The 14,055-nt window shown below is 71.7% G+C and carries 14 protein-coding genes and 2 pseudogenes; 12 read left to right on the top strand and 4 right to left on the bottom strand.

Translation table 11 applies throughout. The features are described 5' to 3' along the window. Positions 1-74 precede the first annotated feature (74 nt). The 3 genes from ABZ562_RS02315 to ABZ562_RS02305 all read left to right on the top strand — a co-directional run bounded on the left by ABZ562_RS02315 (position 75) and on the right by ABZ562_RS02305 (position 3,043). Entirely contained in the window at positions 75-1,286 is a 1,212-nt protein-coding gene (locus ABZ562_RS02315; protein WP_361472788.1) for an acyl-CoA dehydrogenase family protein, read from the top strand. A 33-nt stretch (positions 1,287-1,319) separates the two neighbouring features. Continuing rightward, positions 1,320-1,778: an Rrf2 family transcriptional regulator gene (locus tag ABZ562_RS02310; protein WP_361472785.1), complete on the top strand. Its 459-nt coding sequence runs from the start codon at positions 1,320-1,322 to the stop codon at positions 1,776-1,778. A 371-nt stretch (positions 1,779-2,149) separates the two neighbouring features. After that, positions 2,150-3,043, top strand: a complete 894-nt coding sequence (locus ABZ562_RS02305; protein WP_361472782.1) for a glutathione S-transferase C-terminal domain-containing protein — start codon at positions 2,150-2,152, stop codon at positions 3,041-3,043. Here the strand turns inward: ABZ562_RS02305 and ABZ562_RS02300 are convergent. After that, a complete protein-coding gene (locus ABZ562_RS02300; RefSeq protein ID WP_361472780.1) occupies positions 3,018-3,992 on the bottom strand; it encodes an amino acid ABC transporter permease in 975 nt (324 codons plus the stop codon). The genes ABZ562_RS02305 and ABZ562_RS02300 overlap by 26 nt on opposite strands. A gap of 610 nt (positions 3,993-4,602) precedes the next feature. Between ABZ562_RS02300 and ABZ562_RS02295 the strand changes: the two genes are divergently transcribed. From ABZ562_RS02295 to ABZ562_RS02280, 4 genes are all read left to right on the top strand, one after another. Then, positions 4,603-5,742: an LLM class flavin-dependent oxidoreductase gene (locus tag ABZ562_RS02295; protein ID WP_361472777.1), complete on the top strand. Its 1,140-nt coding sequence runs from the start codon at positions 4,603-4,605 to the stop codon at positions 5,740-5,742. Further along, positions 5,739-6,269, top strand: a complete 531-nt coding sequence (locus ABZ562_RS02290; RefSeq protein WP_361472775.1) for a GNAT family N-acetyltransferase — start codon at positions 5,739-5,741, stop codon at positions 6,267-6,269. The genes ABZ562_RS02295 and ABZ562_RS02290 overlap by 4 nt, the downstream gene beginning before the upstream one ends. Beyond that, positions 6,266-7,219, top strand: a complete 954-nt coding sequence (locus ABZ562_RS02285) for an ABC transporter substrate-binding protein (protein WP_361472772.1) — start codon at positions 6,266-6,268, stop codon at positions 7,217-7,219. Before ABZ562_RS02290 ends, ABZ562_RS02285 begins: the two co-directional genes overlap by 4 nt. Before the next feature lie 164 nt (positions 7,220-7,383). Beyond that, positions 7,384-8,409 (top strand): tetratricopeptide repeat protein, encoded by a 1,026-nt coding sequence (locus ABZ562_RS02280; RefSeq protein ID WP_361472769.1) that lies wholly within the window; start codon positions 7,384-7,386, stop codon positions 8,407-8,409. 61 nt (positions 8,410-8,470) lie between these two features. On the opposite strand, the gene ABZ562_RS02275 is transcribed toward ABZ562_RS02280, so the two are convergent. After that, positions 8,471-8,893 carry a PPOX class F420-dependent oxidoreductase gene (locus ABZ562_RS02275; protein WP_361472767.1) on the bottom strand — a complete coding sequence of 141 codons (423 nt, stop codon included), beginning with the start codon at positions 8,891-8,893 and terminating at the stop codon, positions 8,471-8,473. 144 nt (positions 8,894-9,037) lie between these two features. On the opposite strand from ABZ562_RS02275, the gene ABZ562_RS02270 reads away from it, so the two are divergent. The 3 genes from ABZ562_RS02270 (at position 9,038) to ABZ562_RS02260 (ending at position 10,855) form a co-directional block, all read left to right on the top strand. Further along, complete coding sequence (locus tag ABZ562_RS02270) at positions 9,038-9,514, top strand: aminotransferase class I/II-fold pyridoxal phosphate-dependent enzyme (protein ID WP_361472765.1); 477 nt, start codon at positions 9,038-9,040, stop codon at positions 9,512-9,514. Between the two features lie 32 nt (positions 9,515-9,546). Next, positions 9,547-10,134: a helix-turn-helix domain-containing protein gene (locus ABZ562_RS02265; RefSeq protein WP_361472762.1), complete on the top strand. Its 588-nt coding sequence runs from the start codon at positions 9,547-9,549 to the stop codon at positions 10,132-10,134. A 103-nt stretch (positions 10,135-10,237) separates the two neighbouring features. Next, positions 10,238-10,855: an SUKH-4 family immunity protein gene (locus ABZ562_RS02260; RefSeq protein WP_361472759.1), complete on the top strand. Its 618-nt coding sequence runs from the start codon at positions 10,238-10,240 to the stop codon at positions 10,853-10,855. 67 nt (positions 10,856-10,922) lie between these two features. Here ABZ562_RS02260 and ABZ562_RS02255 read toward each other — a convergent pair whose 3' ends face one another. Next, positions 10,923-11,684: a pirin family protein gene (locus ABZ562_RS02255; protein WP_361472756.1), complete on the bottom strand. Its 762-nt coding sequence runs from the start codon at positions 11,682-11,684 to the stop codon at positions 10,923-10,925. A gap of 235 nt (positions 11,685-11,919) precedes the next feature. Here ABZ562_RS02255 and wrbA point away from each other — a divergent pair, with 235 nt between their 5' ends. Beyond that, positions 11,920-12,540 carry an NAD(P)H:quinone oxidoreductase gene (gene wrbA, locus ABZ562_RS02250; RefSeq protein ID WP_361472754.1) on the top strand — a complete coding sequence of 207 codons (621 nt, stop codon included), beginning with the start codon at positions 11,920-11,922 and terminating at the stop codon, positions 12,538-12,540. Positions 12,541-12,642: 102 nt separating this feature from the next. On the opposite strand, the pseudogene ABZ562_RS02245 reads toward wrbA, so the two are convergent. Then, positions 12,643-13,293, bottom strand: a pseudogene (locus ABZ562_RS02245) (response regulator transcription factor); the annotation flags it as partial. 241 nt (positions 13,294-13,534) lie between these two features. Here ABZ562_RS02245 and ABZ562_RS02240 point away from each other — a divergent pair. Next, positions 13,535-14,033: pseudogene (locus tag ABZ562_RS02240) on the top strand (SGNH/GDSL hydrolase family protein); the annotation flags it as partial. Between the last annotated feature and the right edge of the window lie 22 nt (positions 14,034-14,055).

Raw genomic sequence — 14,055 nt, 5'->3', positions numbered from 1 at the left:
GGATTCCCTATTTTCCCTACTGGATTAATAGGGAATTATGGCGGACGGCCCTTGCCGAAGGAAGAGGAGCAGGCGTGACGGTGGTGGATGCGGTTGCGGAAACACCCGACCGCGCGCGTTGGCTGCAGGTCGCCCATGAGGCGGCGGACGACCTGGCCATCGACGCGGTGGTCCGTGACCAGGCCGGGAAGACACCCTTCGACGAGGTCGCGCGGCTCCGGGAGGCCGGGCTCCTGTCGTTGCTGATCCCCGCCGAAAGCGGGGGCGGCGGGGCGGACTGGCCCACGGCGCACGCCGTCATACGGACGATCGCCGCGGCCGACGGCGCCATCGGCCAAGTGCTCGGCTGCCACTATCTGCTGTCCTCCAGCGCGCGGTTCTTCGGCGCGCCCGGCCTCGCCGCCCGCGTCGAGCGGGAGTCCGCGGCCGGCCAGTGGTGCTGGGGCGGCGGGCTGGCCTCCGTGGAGCCGCGTCTGACGCTCACCCCGGGCCGGGGCGGCTATGTGCTGAACGGACGCCAGGGGTACGCCACCGGCGTCCTGGTCGCCGACCGGCTCGCGGTGCGCGCGGACCACTCCGAGACGGGGGAGCCGCTGGCCGTGCTCGTCGACGCGACCCGCCCCGGAGTGGTGGCCGGCGGCGACGGCGGGGAGACCTTCGGCCAGCGGCTGGCGGCCGGCGGGAGCGTGGAGTTCGACGCGGTGGCGGTCGAGAGCGACGCGGTGCTCGGCCCGCTCTCCTCGGACGACGGCACCCTGTCGCCCTTCGCCGGGCTGTCCGCGCCGACCGGGCGGCTGGTCTCGGCCCAGATCTGCCTGGGGATCGCCCAAGGGGTGCTCGCCGAGGCCCGCGAGTACACCCGGGCCGTGGACGTGCCCTGGCAGCCGGACGGGCCGTCGTACAGCTCGCCCCGTAATCCGTACGTGCTGACGACCTACGGCGAGCTGACCGTCGCCACGTTCTCCGCGTCCGCGCTCGCCGACCAGGCGCTGGAGGCGCTGGACCGCGGGCTGGCGCGCGGAGAGGACCTCACCGACGACGAGTGCGCCGAGATCACCATGCTGGCGGCGGCGGCCGAGGCGGCCGCCGCCGGTGCCGCGCAGGACGTCACGGCCCGCGCGCTGGACGTCCTCGGCGCCCGCTCCGCCGCCTCGGCGTACGGTTTCGACCGCTTCTGGCGCAACGTACGGACCCACACCCTCTGCGTTCCGGTCGCGCCCCGGCTCCAGGAGGTGGGGGACTACTTCCTCCGCGGCGAGCACCCGCCGTTCGCCCTGCCCTTCTGATCGCCACGCGACCCGGTGGCGGATAATCACCACATGCGGATCTCTGCGAAGGCGGACTATGCGGTGCGGGCGGCTCTGGAACTGGCGGTGGCGGTGGACGGTGTCTCCGTCAAGGCCGAGGCGATCGCCGCGTCGCAGGGCGTTCCGCACAAGTTCCTCGAGGGGATCCTGGGCGATCTGCGCCGCGGCGGGCTGGTGGCCAGCCAGCGCGGCGGGAACGGCGGCTACCGGCTGGCCCGCCCCGCCGAAGAGATCACGATCGCCGATGTGATCCGCGTGGTCGACGGGCCCCTGGTGTCCGTGCGGGGCGTACGGCCGCCCGAGCTGTCCTACCACGGCCCGGCGGAGTCGTTGCTGCCGCTGTGGATCGCGGTACGGGCCAATGTCCGCAAGATCCTCGGTGAGGTCACCCTCGCCGAGGTCGCCGCGGCCGAGCTGCCCGAGGGGGTCCTGGACCTCGCCGAGGACCCCGAGGCGTGGACGAACCCGTAGCTCCGTCACCGGGACGTGGGACACCCCTTGACGGGACTCGCGAGGCGCTCGACACTCCTCGGGAGGGGATTCCTAGCGAATGGGTGGGGAATGATGAGGCCTGGGCAGGCGGCCGCCGATCGAGCGGTCCGCGCGCGTCGGCCCTCCCCCCTTCTGACCTCCCGCCGCCACATCGACCTGCTGCGCGTCTGCAGCGCAGCGAGTCTGCCGTCCTGAGCCGGCAGGCCCTCGCGGGCGCCTGACACCGTCGTCCCGCGGCACCGCGAGCCCACCGCCACGCGCCCACCGAGTGCTGCCCGCCGGGGGCCGCTCACCGCCGGTCGCTCACCGTACGTCTCACCGCCGGCGAAGAACCCGACCTGGGGAGAAACGTGTCCGTCACACCTGGGAAAGCCGTGCCGTCATCGCTGTCCGTCGCATCGTTCCGGGGCAGGATCGGCCGGGACGCGCGCAGCGGACACTACGCCGTGCCGCGCCGCTACCGCCTCCATCTGGCGTTGTCCTGCCGACATTGTCTGCGGATCGCCATCACCCACAGCCTGCTCGGCCTCGAGGACACCCTCCCGGTGACCCTGCTGCCCGCCGTGCCCGACGGACCGGACGGCGGACATTCCGCGCTGCGCCTGATGTACGAGGCCAGCGCGCACCGTTACGCCGGGCCGACCGCGGCACCGGTGCTCGGCGACGACTGGTCGGGCAGGATCGTCAGCACCCACACCCCCGACATCCTGCGCGACCTGGACCGCCGTTTCGGCAGCGGGGGCCCCGACCGCCCCGTGCTCCACCCGTGCGGCGCGGAGCGGGAGATGGAGGCGATCGCACGCCTCTGCGAGCGCGGCATCGACGACGCCGTCCAGCGCGCCGGACAGCCCGGCGCCGACACCGCGGCGCGCGACACCGCGCTCGGTACCGTGTTCGGCGCGCTGGACGCGCTGGAGCGACGGCTCGCGGTCCGCAAACACGTCCTGGGCGAGGAACTGACCGCCTCCGACGTGCAGGTGTGGGTGACCCTGGTGTGGCTCGACACCGTGCACCGGCAGCATCTGGACGCCGCCGCGGTGCACCGCATCACGGACCACCCGCACCTGTGGGCCTACGCGCGTCGGCTGGCCGCCCACCCGGCGTTCGGCCGCCACCTCGATCTGGGCGGCATCGCCCGCCGGCACCACGCGCACTGCCAGGGCCTGGAGGCCGCCGGAGCGGCGGTCCAGATCCTGGACTGGGCCACGCACGCGCGGCTCAGGACCCCCGCCGAACCCGGCTGACGGCCAACTGCCCGCGCAGGCGTTGCAGCGGAGTGGGCGGCAGCGTGCGGGCGGCCCCGCGCGCGTAGTGCCGCTCCACGTAGAACTGCCCGGCGCTCAGCACCGTGGTGACGGCGATGTACCAGAGGGTGGCCACCATCAGCAGCGGGATGACCTGGTAGGTCTGGTTGTAGACCAGCTGCACCGAGTACAGCAGGTCGTGCACGGCCAGGACGCTGACGATGCTGGTGCCCTTGAGGGTGCCGATCAGCATGTTGCCCGCCGTCGGCACGATGGAGCGCATCGCCTGCGGCACCACGATCCGGCGCAGGGTGCGCCACCGGCCCAGGCCGAGCGCCTGGGCCGCCTGGGTCTGGCCGGAATCCACGGACACGATGCCGCCGCGTACCACCTCGGCGGCGTAGGCGGCCTCGTGCAGGGTCAGACCGATGACGGCGGTGAGGACGGGGCCGAGCAGGTTGACCGTCTTGACCGTGACGAACTGGGGGCCGAAGGGGACGCCGACACCGAGCGTCGGGTAGAGCGCGCCGATGTTGAACCAGAACAGCAGCTGGACCAGCAGCGGTGTGGAACGGAAGATCCACACATAGCCCCAACTCAGCGTGGCCAGAACCGGGTTGGCGGACAACCGCATCACGGCCAGCAGGGTGCCGAGCAGAAATCCGAGCACCATGACCACCGCGGTCAGCCACAGGGTCAGCAGCAGCCCGTCGAGCACGGCGGCGGTGGTGAAGTAACGCCCGACGACGTCCCATTGGAAGGCGGGGTTACGGACGACGGAGTTGGCCACCATCGCGAACACCAGCAGCGCGACGGCCGCCGCGAACCACCGGCCGAGGTGGCGGCGCGGCACGATCCGCGGCAGGTCGCCGGAGCCGGAGCGCCTGGGTGTGGCGGAGGGGGATACGGACACGGGATCGGGGGCGGTGACATCGGAAGGCGTGGCCATCTGAGGGTCCTCGGGGGGAAGGATCGCGGGCGTGGGCGGGTGCGCCCCGGTGGCATGCGGCCGGGGCGGGGCTTCATCACGCTCGCCGCGTCCCTCAACGCGGCCGGAGAGGCCGCCGCGCGGGGCGGAGCCGATCCAGGGGGCAATGGTATGTGCCGACCGCGTAGCGCTGTCAATGTGGCCGGGGGCGTGGCGGGAAAGGCGTCCCTCGCCGGTCCGTCATCCGGGCACCGGTTGACGCGACGCCATGTCTCCTGCTCAATTGGTCCCATGAATGCCCAGCCGCGCTTGGTCTCCCGCGACCACATCGACTTCGGTCGTGTGTGGTCCGCCATGTGTTGCGCCTGACTGGGCAGCGGGCTGTCTGACCGGCCCTTCCCTCCCTCGGTGACCCCGTCGCGGGCCGAGTTCTTCCTCCGCGCGACCGCCGTACCCGGGCGCTGACCCGGCGTACGAACGCTCCCGCGGCCCCGGACACGCGCTGCCTTCGCACCTTCCGGCCTCATCACGCCTGCCTGCTTCACCCCCGCCCTCCCCACCACATCCGCTGATCTCCCGTCATCCGTAACCGGACCGACGGGTGTTCCGCCCATCCCGAGAGGCTTTTCGCATGCCCGTGGAATTCCTCGGCATCGCCGCCACCCATGACGGCTCCGAGACCACCCCGCGCTCCGGCGCCGCCTTCGACAAGGAGTACACCCTCCGGCTCGCCCGGGCACACGAGGACCACGGCTGGGACCGGGTGCTCTTCGCCTACGGCTCCGGATCGCCGGACCCCGCCCCGGCCGCCGCGTACATCGCGAGCAGGCTGGACCGCCTTCAGATCCTGCTCGCCCACCGGCCCAACGTCTCGTATCCGACGTACGCCGCGAAGACCTTCGCCACCCTGGACCAGATCAGCGAGGGCCGGCTGACGGTGCACTTCATCACCGGTGGCAACGACCATGAGCAGCGCCGGGAGGGCGACACCCTCACCAAGGACCAGCGCTATGAGCGCACCCGCGAGTACATCCGGATCGTCAAGAAGATCTGGACGGCTCGCGAGCCCTTCGACCACGAGGGGGAGTACTACCGCTTCCACGACTTCGTCAGCGATGTCCTCCCCGTCCAGCAGCCCAGGCCCCGGGTCTCCTTCGGAGGTTCCTCCCCGGCGGCCTACGCGGCCGGCGGAGCGGAGGCCGACATCTACTGCCTGTGGGGCGAGCCCCTGGAGAAGACCGCGGAACAGATCGAGGCGGTGAAGGCGGCCGCGCGGGCCGCGGGCCGCACCGACGTCCCGCGCATCCAGGCGGCCTTCCGGCCGATCATCGCCCCGACCGAGGAACTGGCCTGGGAGAAGGCCCACCGCACGGTCGGCGCGATCCGGGCGCGGCGTGAGCAGGGGCTCGTACGGCACCACCGCGACGGCGCCCCGGAGAACACCGGCTCCCAGCGGTTGATCGCCATCGCGGAGCAGGGGGAGCGGTACGACCGCGCACTGTGGACCCCGACCGCCGCCGCCACCGGCGGCGCGGGCAACTCCAACGCCCTGGTCGGCACCCCCGAGACGGTGGCTCAGGCGCTGCTGGACTACTACGACCTGGGCATCGACATCCTCTCGGCCCGGGGTTATGACCTGCTGGACGACGCCATCGACTTCGGGCGGCACGTCATCCCGATCGTCCGCGAGGAGGTCGCCAAACGCGATGCCGAGCGCGACGCCGTGCGCGCGGCGCGCGGCCCCCAGCCCCTCGCGGCGGTGCGCGCATGACCACAGCCGCGCAGCGGCCCGCCACCGGGCCGACCGTCGTCACCGTCGAGGTCGGCGACCCGCGCGTGGCGCCGCTGTTGCGGGAACTGGGCGACGAGTACTCCACCCGCTACGGCAAGGACGCCCACGCCGAACTCGCCCGGTACCCCGACGAGGAGTTCACCCCCGCACACGGCGGCGTGCTGCTCCTGCTGCTGGAGCACGGGGAGCCGGTCGCGGGCGGCGCCTTCCGCCGCTACGACGGCACCACGGCCGAACTGAAGCGGATCTGGACCCACTCCGCCCACCGCCGGCGCGGCCTCGCCCGCCGGGTCGTGGCCGAACTGGAGCGCACGGCGGCGGCCCGCGGCTACCGGCGCGTCTACCTGACCACCGGGCCGCGCCAGCCCGAGGCCCGCGGCCTGTACCTGGCCACCGGTTACACACCGCTGTTCGACACCGGGGCCGACCCGGAGACCATCGGCCCGCTCCCGTTCGAGAAACACCTCACCCCCGACGCACAGACCCGAAAGGCCCCCGCCCCATGAACTCCTCCCGCGCGAGACCGCGCCTCCGTCCGGCCGCCGCCATAACCGTCTCCGCGCTGGCGCTGGCCGGCTGCGGTTCCGGCGACCCCGGTGGCACCGCGGCGGCGGGCGCCGCGTCCCCCGCACCGACCGGCAACCCGGTCGCCTCGGTGCACAAGGCCGACTCCATCGCCGCGCTGCTGCCCGCCGACGTCAGGAAGTCGGGCACGCTGCGGATCGGCAGCTCGGTCGGGGGCCCGCCGGGCGCGTACTACCCGCAGGGGACGGGCGGGAAGCCCGTGGGCCAGGACATCGACCTCGCGAACGCGGTGGCCAAGGTCCTCGGCGTCGAGCTGCAACGCCAGGACGCCTCGTTCGAGACGATCCTGCCCGCCCTCGGCAGTGGCAAGTACGACGTGGGGACCGGCAACTTCGGCGTCACCGCCGAGCGGCTGAAGACCATCGACTTCGCCACCTACATCAACGACGGCCAGGGCTTCGCGGTGAAGAAGGGCAACACCGCGCTCGGCGGCAAGGTCACCGACCTCACCCGGCTGTGCGGCCTGACCATCGGCACCGGGGCGGGCACCACCTTCGAGGCGACCCTCGAAGCCCGGAAGAAGGTGTGTGCGAAGGCGGGCAGGAAACCGTACGAGGTGAAGGTGTTCTCCGAGAACGGCGCCCTCCTCACCGCGCTCCAGCAGGGCCGCATCGACGTGGAGATGTCCACCATCAACGGCCTTCGCCACCAGGCGGCACAGAAGGCGGCGCAGACCAGCTTCCTCGGCGAGTACCACCGGCTCGACGTGGGCTTCGCCTTCAAGAAGGGCTCCCGGCTTCCCCGGGCCTTCCAGGCCGCCGTCAACGAGCTGATCAAGGACGGGACCTACGCCCGGATCCTCGACAAATGGGGCACCAAGGCCTCCGCGATCAAATCTTCGCGGATCAACCCGCCCGAACACACCGCGTAAGAACTGGAACAACCTCGCCGGGCCGCATCGCGTCTAGATCAGCAACGGACGCGTGGCGGACAACTCGGCGAGGGTTGTTTCCGCCCCTCTATACACTCGGTGTATAGAGGGAGTGGACAGAAAGGTGGCGCGCGCTTCCGTGGAACGAAGACGGAAAGGCACCCATGTACGACAAGGCATTCGCCCCGGAGTACCAGGGCTCCCTCACCACCCTGTCCGTGAACTCGTCGCTGGTCGACGTACTGGCCGCGGGCACCGAACGGTTGCGGGCGGCCGAGCGCAGCGGCTGCCCCCGGGAGACGGCGCGCGTGGGGCTGGCGGTGGCCGAGGCGAACCGCAGGCTGGGGAATGTGTCGGATGCCGACCGGGAGTGGAAGGCCAGCTATCGGGCGGCCCGTACGGCGGGGGACGCCGGGGCGATGGCGTGGGCGCTGTGGAGTGGCGGCACCCTCGCCCGGCAGCGGGGCGCGCTGGCACTGGCGTGGCGTCTGCTCGGGTTCGCGGCCGAACTCGCCGAACAGGGAGGGGACATCCTCGCCCGTGGCTACTCGCTCGCCGGATTGGCGGAGACGGGCCGCATCCAGGGGGATTACGAGGCCGTGGGCGCGCTGCACGAGCAACTTCTCGCCGAGGCGCGGGAGCGCGGCGAGGCACGGCACACCGTATGGGCGCTGGAGGGGATCGCCCAGATGCATCGCAACACCGGATCGTACGACACGGCGTACGCGATGTTCGAGGAGTCCGCGGCGATCGCCGCGCAGGCCGAGGACCGGCGCGGACACGCCTGGGCCCTGCGCGGCTTGGCCGACATCGTCTCGGTGCGCGACGGCGACGTGGACCGTGCGCTGGACCTGCTCGCCGAGGCGGAGGTGACGTGTCGCGAGATGAACCTGATGAGCGCGCTGGCGTACAACCACAAGATGCGCGGCAATGTGCTCTATCGCGCGGGTCGTTGCGCGGAGGCGCGTGACGTCTACCAGCAGGCACTGACCGAGTTCCGCGCCATGAGCGAGCCGCGCGGCGAGGCCCTCGCCCGGCTGGGACTCGTCAAGTCCCTGGCCCGGCTCGGGCGCGACCGCGCCCGGACGGCCGCCGATCTGGCCGATCTGGCCGGTGTGCTGGACCGGATCGGACTGCGGCACGCCCGCCGGATGGTGGACCGCGCGCGGGTGGAATTCGGCATCGTGTAAGCGAGGACCCGGCCCGGGCGGTGCGTGTGCGTGAGGAGGGGCCTCCCCACGCACACGGCACTTACCCGGACGCCTGGTCGTTGTCCTTCATCGAACCCCAGCCGTGCCACCGCTCGACCTCGATCCAGGCGCTGGTACGGGAGCGGTCCCGGTCCGGGTAGGGCCCGCCGATGTAGTGGTGGGCGATGCGGTCGATGTCGGCCAGGCCCTCGTCCTCGCGCATCTCCACGACACGTCCGATGAGCGTGACATGGGTGTACCAGTCGTCCTTGTCCAGGACGGTGAGGGTCACCCGCGGATCGCGGCGCAGGTGCTTCAGCCGTACCCGGCCGTCGTCCAGGTTGACCAGGACGCGGCCGTCCTCCCACGCGTACCAGGTGGGAGTGGACACGGGGGTGCCGTCCGAGCGCACGGTGGCCATGACGGCCGGATTGGGGCGGCGCAGCAGGGCGTCGGCCTCGGGCGGCAGCGGCGGCTTGGACATGAGAACTCCTTGCTGACGGGTGGCGGGGCGGGCTGTCGGAGATGGCGGGCCCCGCACTGCCCGGATGGTACGTGAACGGGCGCGCCCGAGCCCAGGAGACTCAGCCGGGGCTCACTGTCCGAACGGCCGGTCGCCGGGCAGGGGTTGTCGGCCGCGCGTGGTGTCCCGCGTCGGTGCGGCGGCTGGCGCGTCGGCTACCTCTGGGGGCCTTCGCAGCTCATCCAGGCATCCGCGCGCGTCCACAACACCTTCAACGGCTCCGTCAACACCGTCGTCCAGGACGCCGCGCTCGTCGCGGTGGAGAGCTGCGACGAAGACGTCGCCCGGATGCGCGCCGCGTACGAACAGCGCCGCGAGATCATGCGCGCCGAGCTGGCCGCGATTCCCGGTCTGACCCTCAGCGCACCCGAAGGGGCCTTCTACCAGTTCCCGCGCTACGACCTCGACCTGCCCTCCGTGGAGGTCGTCGCCGGCTTGCGGGCGCACGGCGTCGTCGTCCGGCCGGGGAGCGAGTTCGGGGCGTGCGGCGAGAAGCACCTGCGCCTGTCGTACGCCGCCGGCCCGCAGTCCATCGTCGAGGGTGTCCGCAGGCTGGCCGACGGTCTCGCGGCGCTGCGATGAACCCGGCCCCGAACGCGACGAGGAGTCGCCCCATGCGCAGTGATACCGAGCGCAACCGCAGGCACCTCATCAAGGCGGCCGCGCGGCTGTTCGAGAACTCTCCGACGCCCGTCAGCCTCGCCGAGATCGCCAAGCACGCCGAGGTGTCCACGGCGACGGCCTACCGCCACTTCCCTTCCGTCGAGGAGGTCCTGCACGCCTTCCGCGCCCAAGTGGGCACACAGCTGAGGGACTTCAGCGCCCGGCAGACCAGCCGGGGCATGGCGAGACTCGACGCGGTGTCACGGCACTGGGTGTCCCTCGTCCTCGAACACGGCGGCGCGATGGCGCAGATGCGCTCGCACCGCGGCTATCTCGAGCGTCTGCGCGAAAACACCGGCTACCTCACCCCGCAGGCCGAAGCACTCGCGGAGCCACTGCGGCAGACCACGCGGGAGCTCGGCCTCGGAGATCTCGGCGACGAAGCCCTCTGGCTGTGGAACGCGTTGTTCGACCCGCGCGACATCCTCGACCTCATCAAGAGCGGACACACCGAGGACGAGGCGGCCACGCGTTTGGTGGCAGCCCTGCGCGGTGCGCTGATCGGGTGGTCGGCGGCGGATCAGCCACAGCGCTCCTGACAGGACGCGCGCTCGCCGATCTTGGTGGGGCTCGGTTCAGTCGGATAGCGTCCGCCAAGGGCCCCACGGCGCCCGTGCCGCCACCCAGTTCGGAGTTCCGGAAGTGCTTTTCGACCTCACCCGCAGCGAGCTCGTCGACGTCTTCGGCGAGGACCGGGTCGCGACCGTGCCCGCCACCGCCTTCCCGCCCGCCACCGCGGACACCGAGGGCGCCCGCCTCCTGCGGACCGTCGGCGTCCCCACGGGGACGCTCCTGCTGCGTCCGGCCGACGAGGACGACGGCCTGCTGCCCCTCGTCCAGGACGTCGTCCGCGTCGAGGACTTCGAGGACGCCGCGGAGGGCGCGGGTGGCTGGCCCGTCATCGGCTGGCTGCTCAACGCGCACCTCGCCCTCGACCCCGTATCCGGCACGGTGCACGCCTTCGACCCCGACGAGGAGACCGTGGCCGAACTCCACGCGGACGTCTCCTCCCTCGTCCAGGTCACCCTCCGGCTCCAGCGCCTGCTCGAGGAGTTCACCTTCAGCGGCGACGAGGACGAGGCGGAAGCCGACTTCGAGCGCCTGGACGGCGAGGTCGATCGCATCCGTGAGGAGACGAGCAGCGTCGACCCGCTCCCCTTCCGGGACGACGAGACCGTCTGGTCGGTAGTGGGCGATGAGATCGCCATGGGTCAGCGCTTCAAGGGCAACGGTCCGGTAGCCCGCTCGCTCCACGGGTGATCGCCGGTCGATGTCGCCCACGCGCCGCGCGGGGGCCGCGCGGCGCGCAGAACGACTGCCCGGCGGGTCAGGCCATGGAGATGGCGGCGTTCATCTCCCACATGAGCACCTCGGCGCCGTCGGGGCCGCCGGTGACGCGCCGGCCCTCGGCACCGGTGATCCGGACCGCGTCGCCGGTGGCCAGCGCTCCCGCGCCCTCCAGTTCGGCGCTGCCGCGCGCGACGAAGAGGTGGACGAAGGGGGCGGCCACGATCTCCAGGGTCTCGGCGGGGCGGATGCGCGCGACGTGCAGGGCGGCGTGCTTCTGCCGGATGCCGATCGCGCGCTGGTCGCCGTGCCCGGGCATGCCGGAGGCGAGAGTGGTCCAGCCGCCGAGGGCGAGTTCGTCGTTGATGTCGAGCTGTTCGTAGCCGGGGCGGATACCGGACTCGTCGGGAATGGTCCACATCTGGATGAAGTGGACGGGGTCGTGGTGCTCGGGCCGGCCGGTCAGGGTCCAGGAGTCGTTCTTCTCGCTGTGCAGGATGCCGGTGCCGGCGCTCATCCGCTGGGCGAGGCCGGGGTAGATCACCCCGTTGTGGCCCTCGGAGTCCTGGTGGACGAGGCTGCCGTCGAGGACCCAGGTGATGATCTCCATGTCCCGGTGGGGGTGGGTCTCGAAGCCGGTGCCGGGGGCGACGACATCGTCGTTGGAGACCAGCAGAAGCCCGAAATGGGTGTTCTGGGGGTCCCGGTGGTGCGAGAAGGAGAAGGAGTGGTGGGAGTCCAGCCAGCCGGCGCGGGTGTGGAAGCGCTCGTCGGTGCGCCGGATGTCGAGGGGGAGGGCCATGGTGCCGTCCTTCCTGTTCGTGCGGCCGGAGGTGCCGACCCGGGCATCTAGTTGAACGTTATACAAAATGGTGGGCAGGGTTATTCCCGTCACCCCATGGGCGCGATCGCCCTCCCCATGATTTACGGTTCAACTGATGTTCGATCGGCGGGCATGGACCCCACGGATGACATCCGGCATGGGCATCTTCAGCCGCACTCGAACGAATGACACCAACGGAACGGAGACCACAGCCGTGAGCACCCCGATCAAGGTAGCTGTCGTCTACTACTCCTCCACCGGAACCATCGCCGAGATCGGCAAGCACATCGCCCAGTGCGCGAAGGATGCCGGCGCCGAGGTCCGCCTGCTCAAGGCGGCCGAACTGGCCCCGCAGGACGCGATAGACTCCAACGCCGCCTGGGCGGCCAACGCCGCCGCCACCGCCGGCATCCCGGAGGCCACCCCGGCCGACATCGAGTGGGCCGACGCCGTGATCTTCGGTTCCCCCACCCGCTTCGGCAACATCGCCTCGCAGCTGAAGCAGTTCATCGACACTCTCGGCGGCCTGTGGGGCCAGGGCAAGCTCGCCGACAAGGTCTACAGCGGGTTCACTTCCTCCGCCACGACGCATGGCGGCCAGGAGTCCACCCTGCTCGCCCTGTACAACTCCTTCCACCACTTCGGCGGCATCGTCGTCGCCCCCGGTTACACCGACCCCGCCAAGTTCGCCGACGGCAACCCCTACGGCACCTCCCACGTGGACGCACAGGGCGACAACCCCGTCGACCGGACCACCCGCGAGGCCGCTCGCGTCCAGGCCGAGCGTGTCGTGCGCATCACCACCGCCCTCAAGGCCGGTCTCGCCGCTGGCTGAGCCGGTCATCCCGCGGAACACCACCCCCGGGCCGAGCGGTCGTATGACGTCGTACGGCCGGTCGGTCTCGGCGGGCAACCTGCGGTCACAGCGCTGGCCATCGCGGCCGACCAGGCCCGCCTCCCAGGCCGCGAGCGCCGCCTCCACGCAGTTGCGTACTCCCAGCTTGCCGAGGATCGCGCTGACGTGTGCTTTCACGGTGCCCTCCACCAGGTGCAGGCGGGAGGCGATCTCGGCGTTGGACAGTCCCGAGCCGAGCAGAGTGAGGACGGAGTGCTCGCGCTCGGTGAGCTGTTCGACCTGGTGGCGGGGCGGCATCGCGCCGGCCATGCGCCCCGTGCGCAGCCCACTGATCACCCGGGCGGCGACTCTCGGTGACAGGCAGGCGCCTCCGGCGGCCACCGCGTGCACGCCCGTCAGCAGCTCCCTGGGGTCGTCCGCCTTGAGCAGGAAGCCGCTCGCGCCCACGCGCAGGGCGTGCGCGATGAAGTCGTCCTCGCCGAACGTGGTCAGCATGATCACCGCGGTGTCCGGCAGGTTCCGGTAGATCCGGGCGGCGGCGGTGATCCCGTCCAGCCGAGGCATCTGGATGTCCATGAGGGTCACGGTCGGCCGGTGTCGATGGGCCGCCTCGACGGCCTCGCGCCCGTCGGCAGCCTCCGCCACGACCTCGATCCCGGAGTCCCGGGCCAGAATCGCGCGCACGCCGGCGCGGACCATCGCCTCATCGTCTGCCACCAGCACGCGCACCACCGCCACAGCCTAACCACCGGACCGCGTCCGCGGATTGGGCGTTCGGCAGGGGAACCCCTGACGAAAGTAAGGGGTGTGATCACCTCCGCCGGAGCGACGTGGGAGGGGCCCGGTGATTCCTACGGTCGTGGACGTCCTGGAACACCGGTGACCGAAGGAGATACGTGATCACGCTCAGAGGTCTGACGAAACGCTATGGCGCGACCGCGGCCGTCGACGGCCTGACATTCGACATCAAGGATTCGCCGCGCTGACCGCTCAGGGCGCCCACGTCGCCACCCTCACCTTCCCCGACCCCGCGCGCATCGCCGCTCGCCCGGCCACTCACCTCCCGCGTCACCGCCCTCAACGCAGCCATCCGCCGCGCGGCCCGTCGCCACAAAGTCACCGTCGCGGAGACCGGTCACCACGCGGTGGTCACCGACTCCCGCCTGTGGAGCCCCGACCGGCTTCACGCCAGCCCCCTCGGCCACCAGCGGATCGCCGCTGCCCTCGCCCATGCCCTCGCTCTCCCGAACAGCAACGACGACTGGACACACCCCCTGCCCCCTCCCGTCACGCCTTCCCCCACCGGATGGCGGGCCACCGCCGCGGAACCGCGCTGGGCCGCCGCCTTCCTCGGCCCCTGGGTCGGCCGGCGCCTTCGCGGCCGCTCGACCGGTGACGGCCGCACCGCCAAACGCCCCCACCTGCTCCCCGTGCGGACGTCCGTCGACACCGGCCGCGGTGAGGAACGGTGAGCGGATCGAGAGCGAGCGCGAT

The organism is Streptomyces sp. NPDC019937 (genome assembly GCF_040631655.1).
GTDB lineage: Bacteria > Actinomycetota > Actinomycetes > Streptomycetales > Streptomycetaceae > Streptomyces.
Note: the sequence above shows the minus strand (reverse complement) of the source record. Positions and strands in the feature narration are given on the sequence as shown.

Bases quoted from the DNA above. Each gene is read 5' to 3' on its own strand.
- ABZ562_RS02310 (WP_361472785.1), top strand. From the start codon at position 1,320: ATGCGGATCTCTGCGAAGGCGGACTATGCGGTGCGGGCGGCTCTGGAA.
- ABZ562_RS02300 (WP_361472780.1), bottom strand. From the start codon at position 3,992: ATGGCCACGCCTTCCGATGTCACCGCCCCCGATCCCGTGTCCGTATCC.
- ABZ562_RS02295 (WP_361472777.1), top strand. From the start codon at position 4,603: ATGCCCGTGGAATTCCTCGGCATCGCCGCCACCCATGACGGCTCCGAG.
- ABZ562_RS02290 (WP_361472775.1), top strand. From the start codon at position 5,739: ATGACCACAGCCGCGCAGCGGCCCGCCACCGGGCCGACCGTCGTCACC.
- ABZ562_RS02285 (WP_361472772.1), top strand. From the start codon at position 6,266: ATGAACTCCTCCCGCGCGAGACCGCGCCTCCGTCCGGCCGCCGCCATA.
- ABZ562_RS02280 (WP_361472769.1), top strand. From the start codon at position 7,384: ATGTACGACAAGGCATTCGCCCCGGAGTACCAGGGCTCCCTCACCACC.
- ABZ562_RS02275 (WP_361472767.1), bottom strand. From the start codon at position 8,893: ATGTCCAAGCCGCCGCTGCCGCCCGAGGCCGACGCCCTGCTGCGCCGC.
- ABZ562_RS02265 (WP_361472762.1), top strand. From the start codon at position 9,547: ATGCGCAGTGATACCGAGCGCAACCGCAGGCACCTCATCAAGGCGGCC.
- ABZ562_RS02255 (WP_361472756.1), bottom strand. From the start codon at position 11,684: ATGGCCCTCCCCCTCGACATCCGGCGCACCGACGAGCGCTTCCACACC.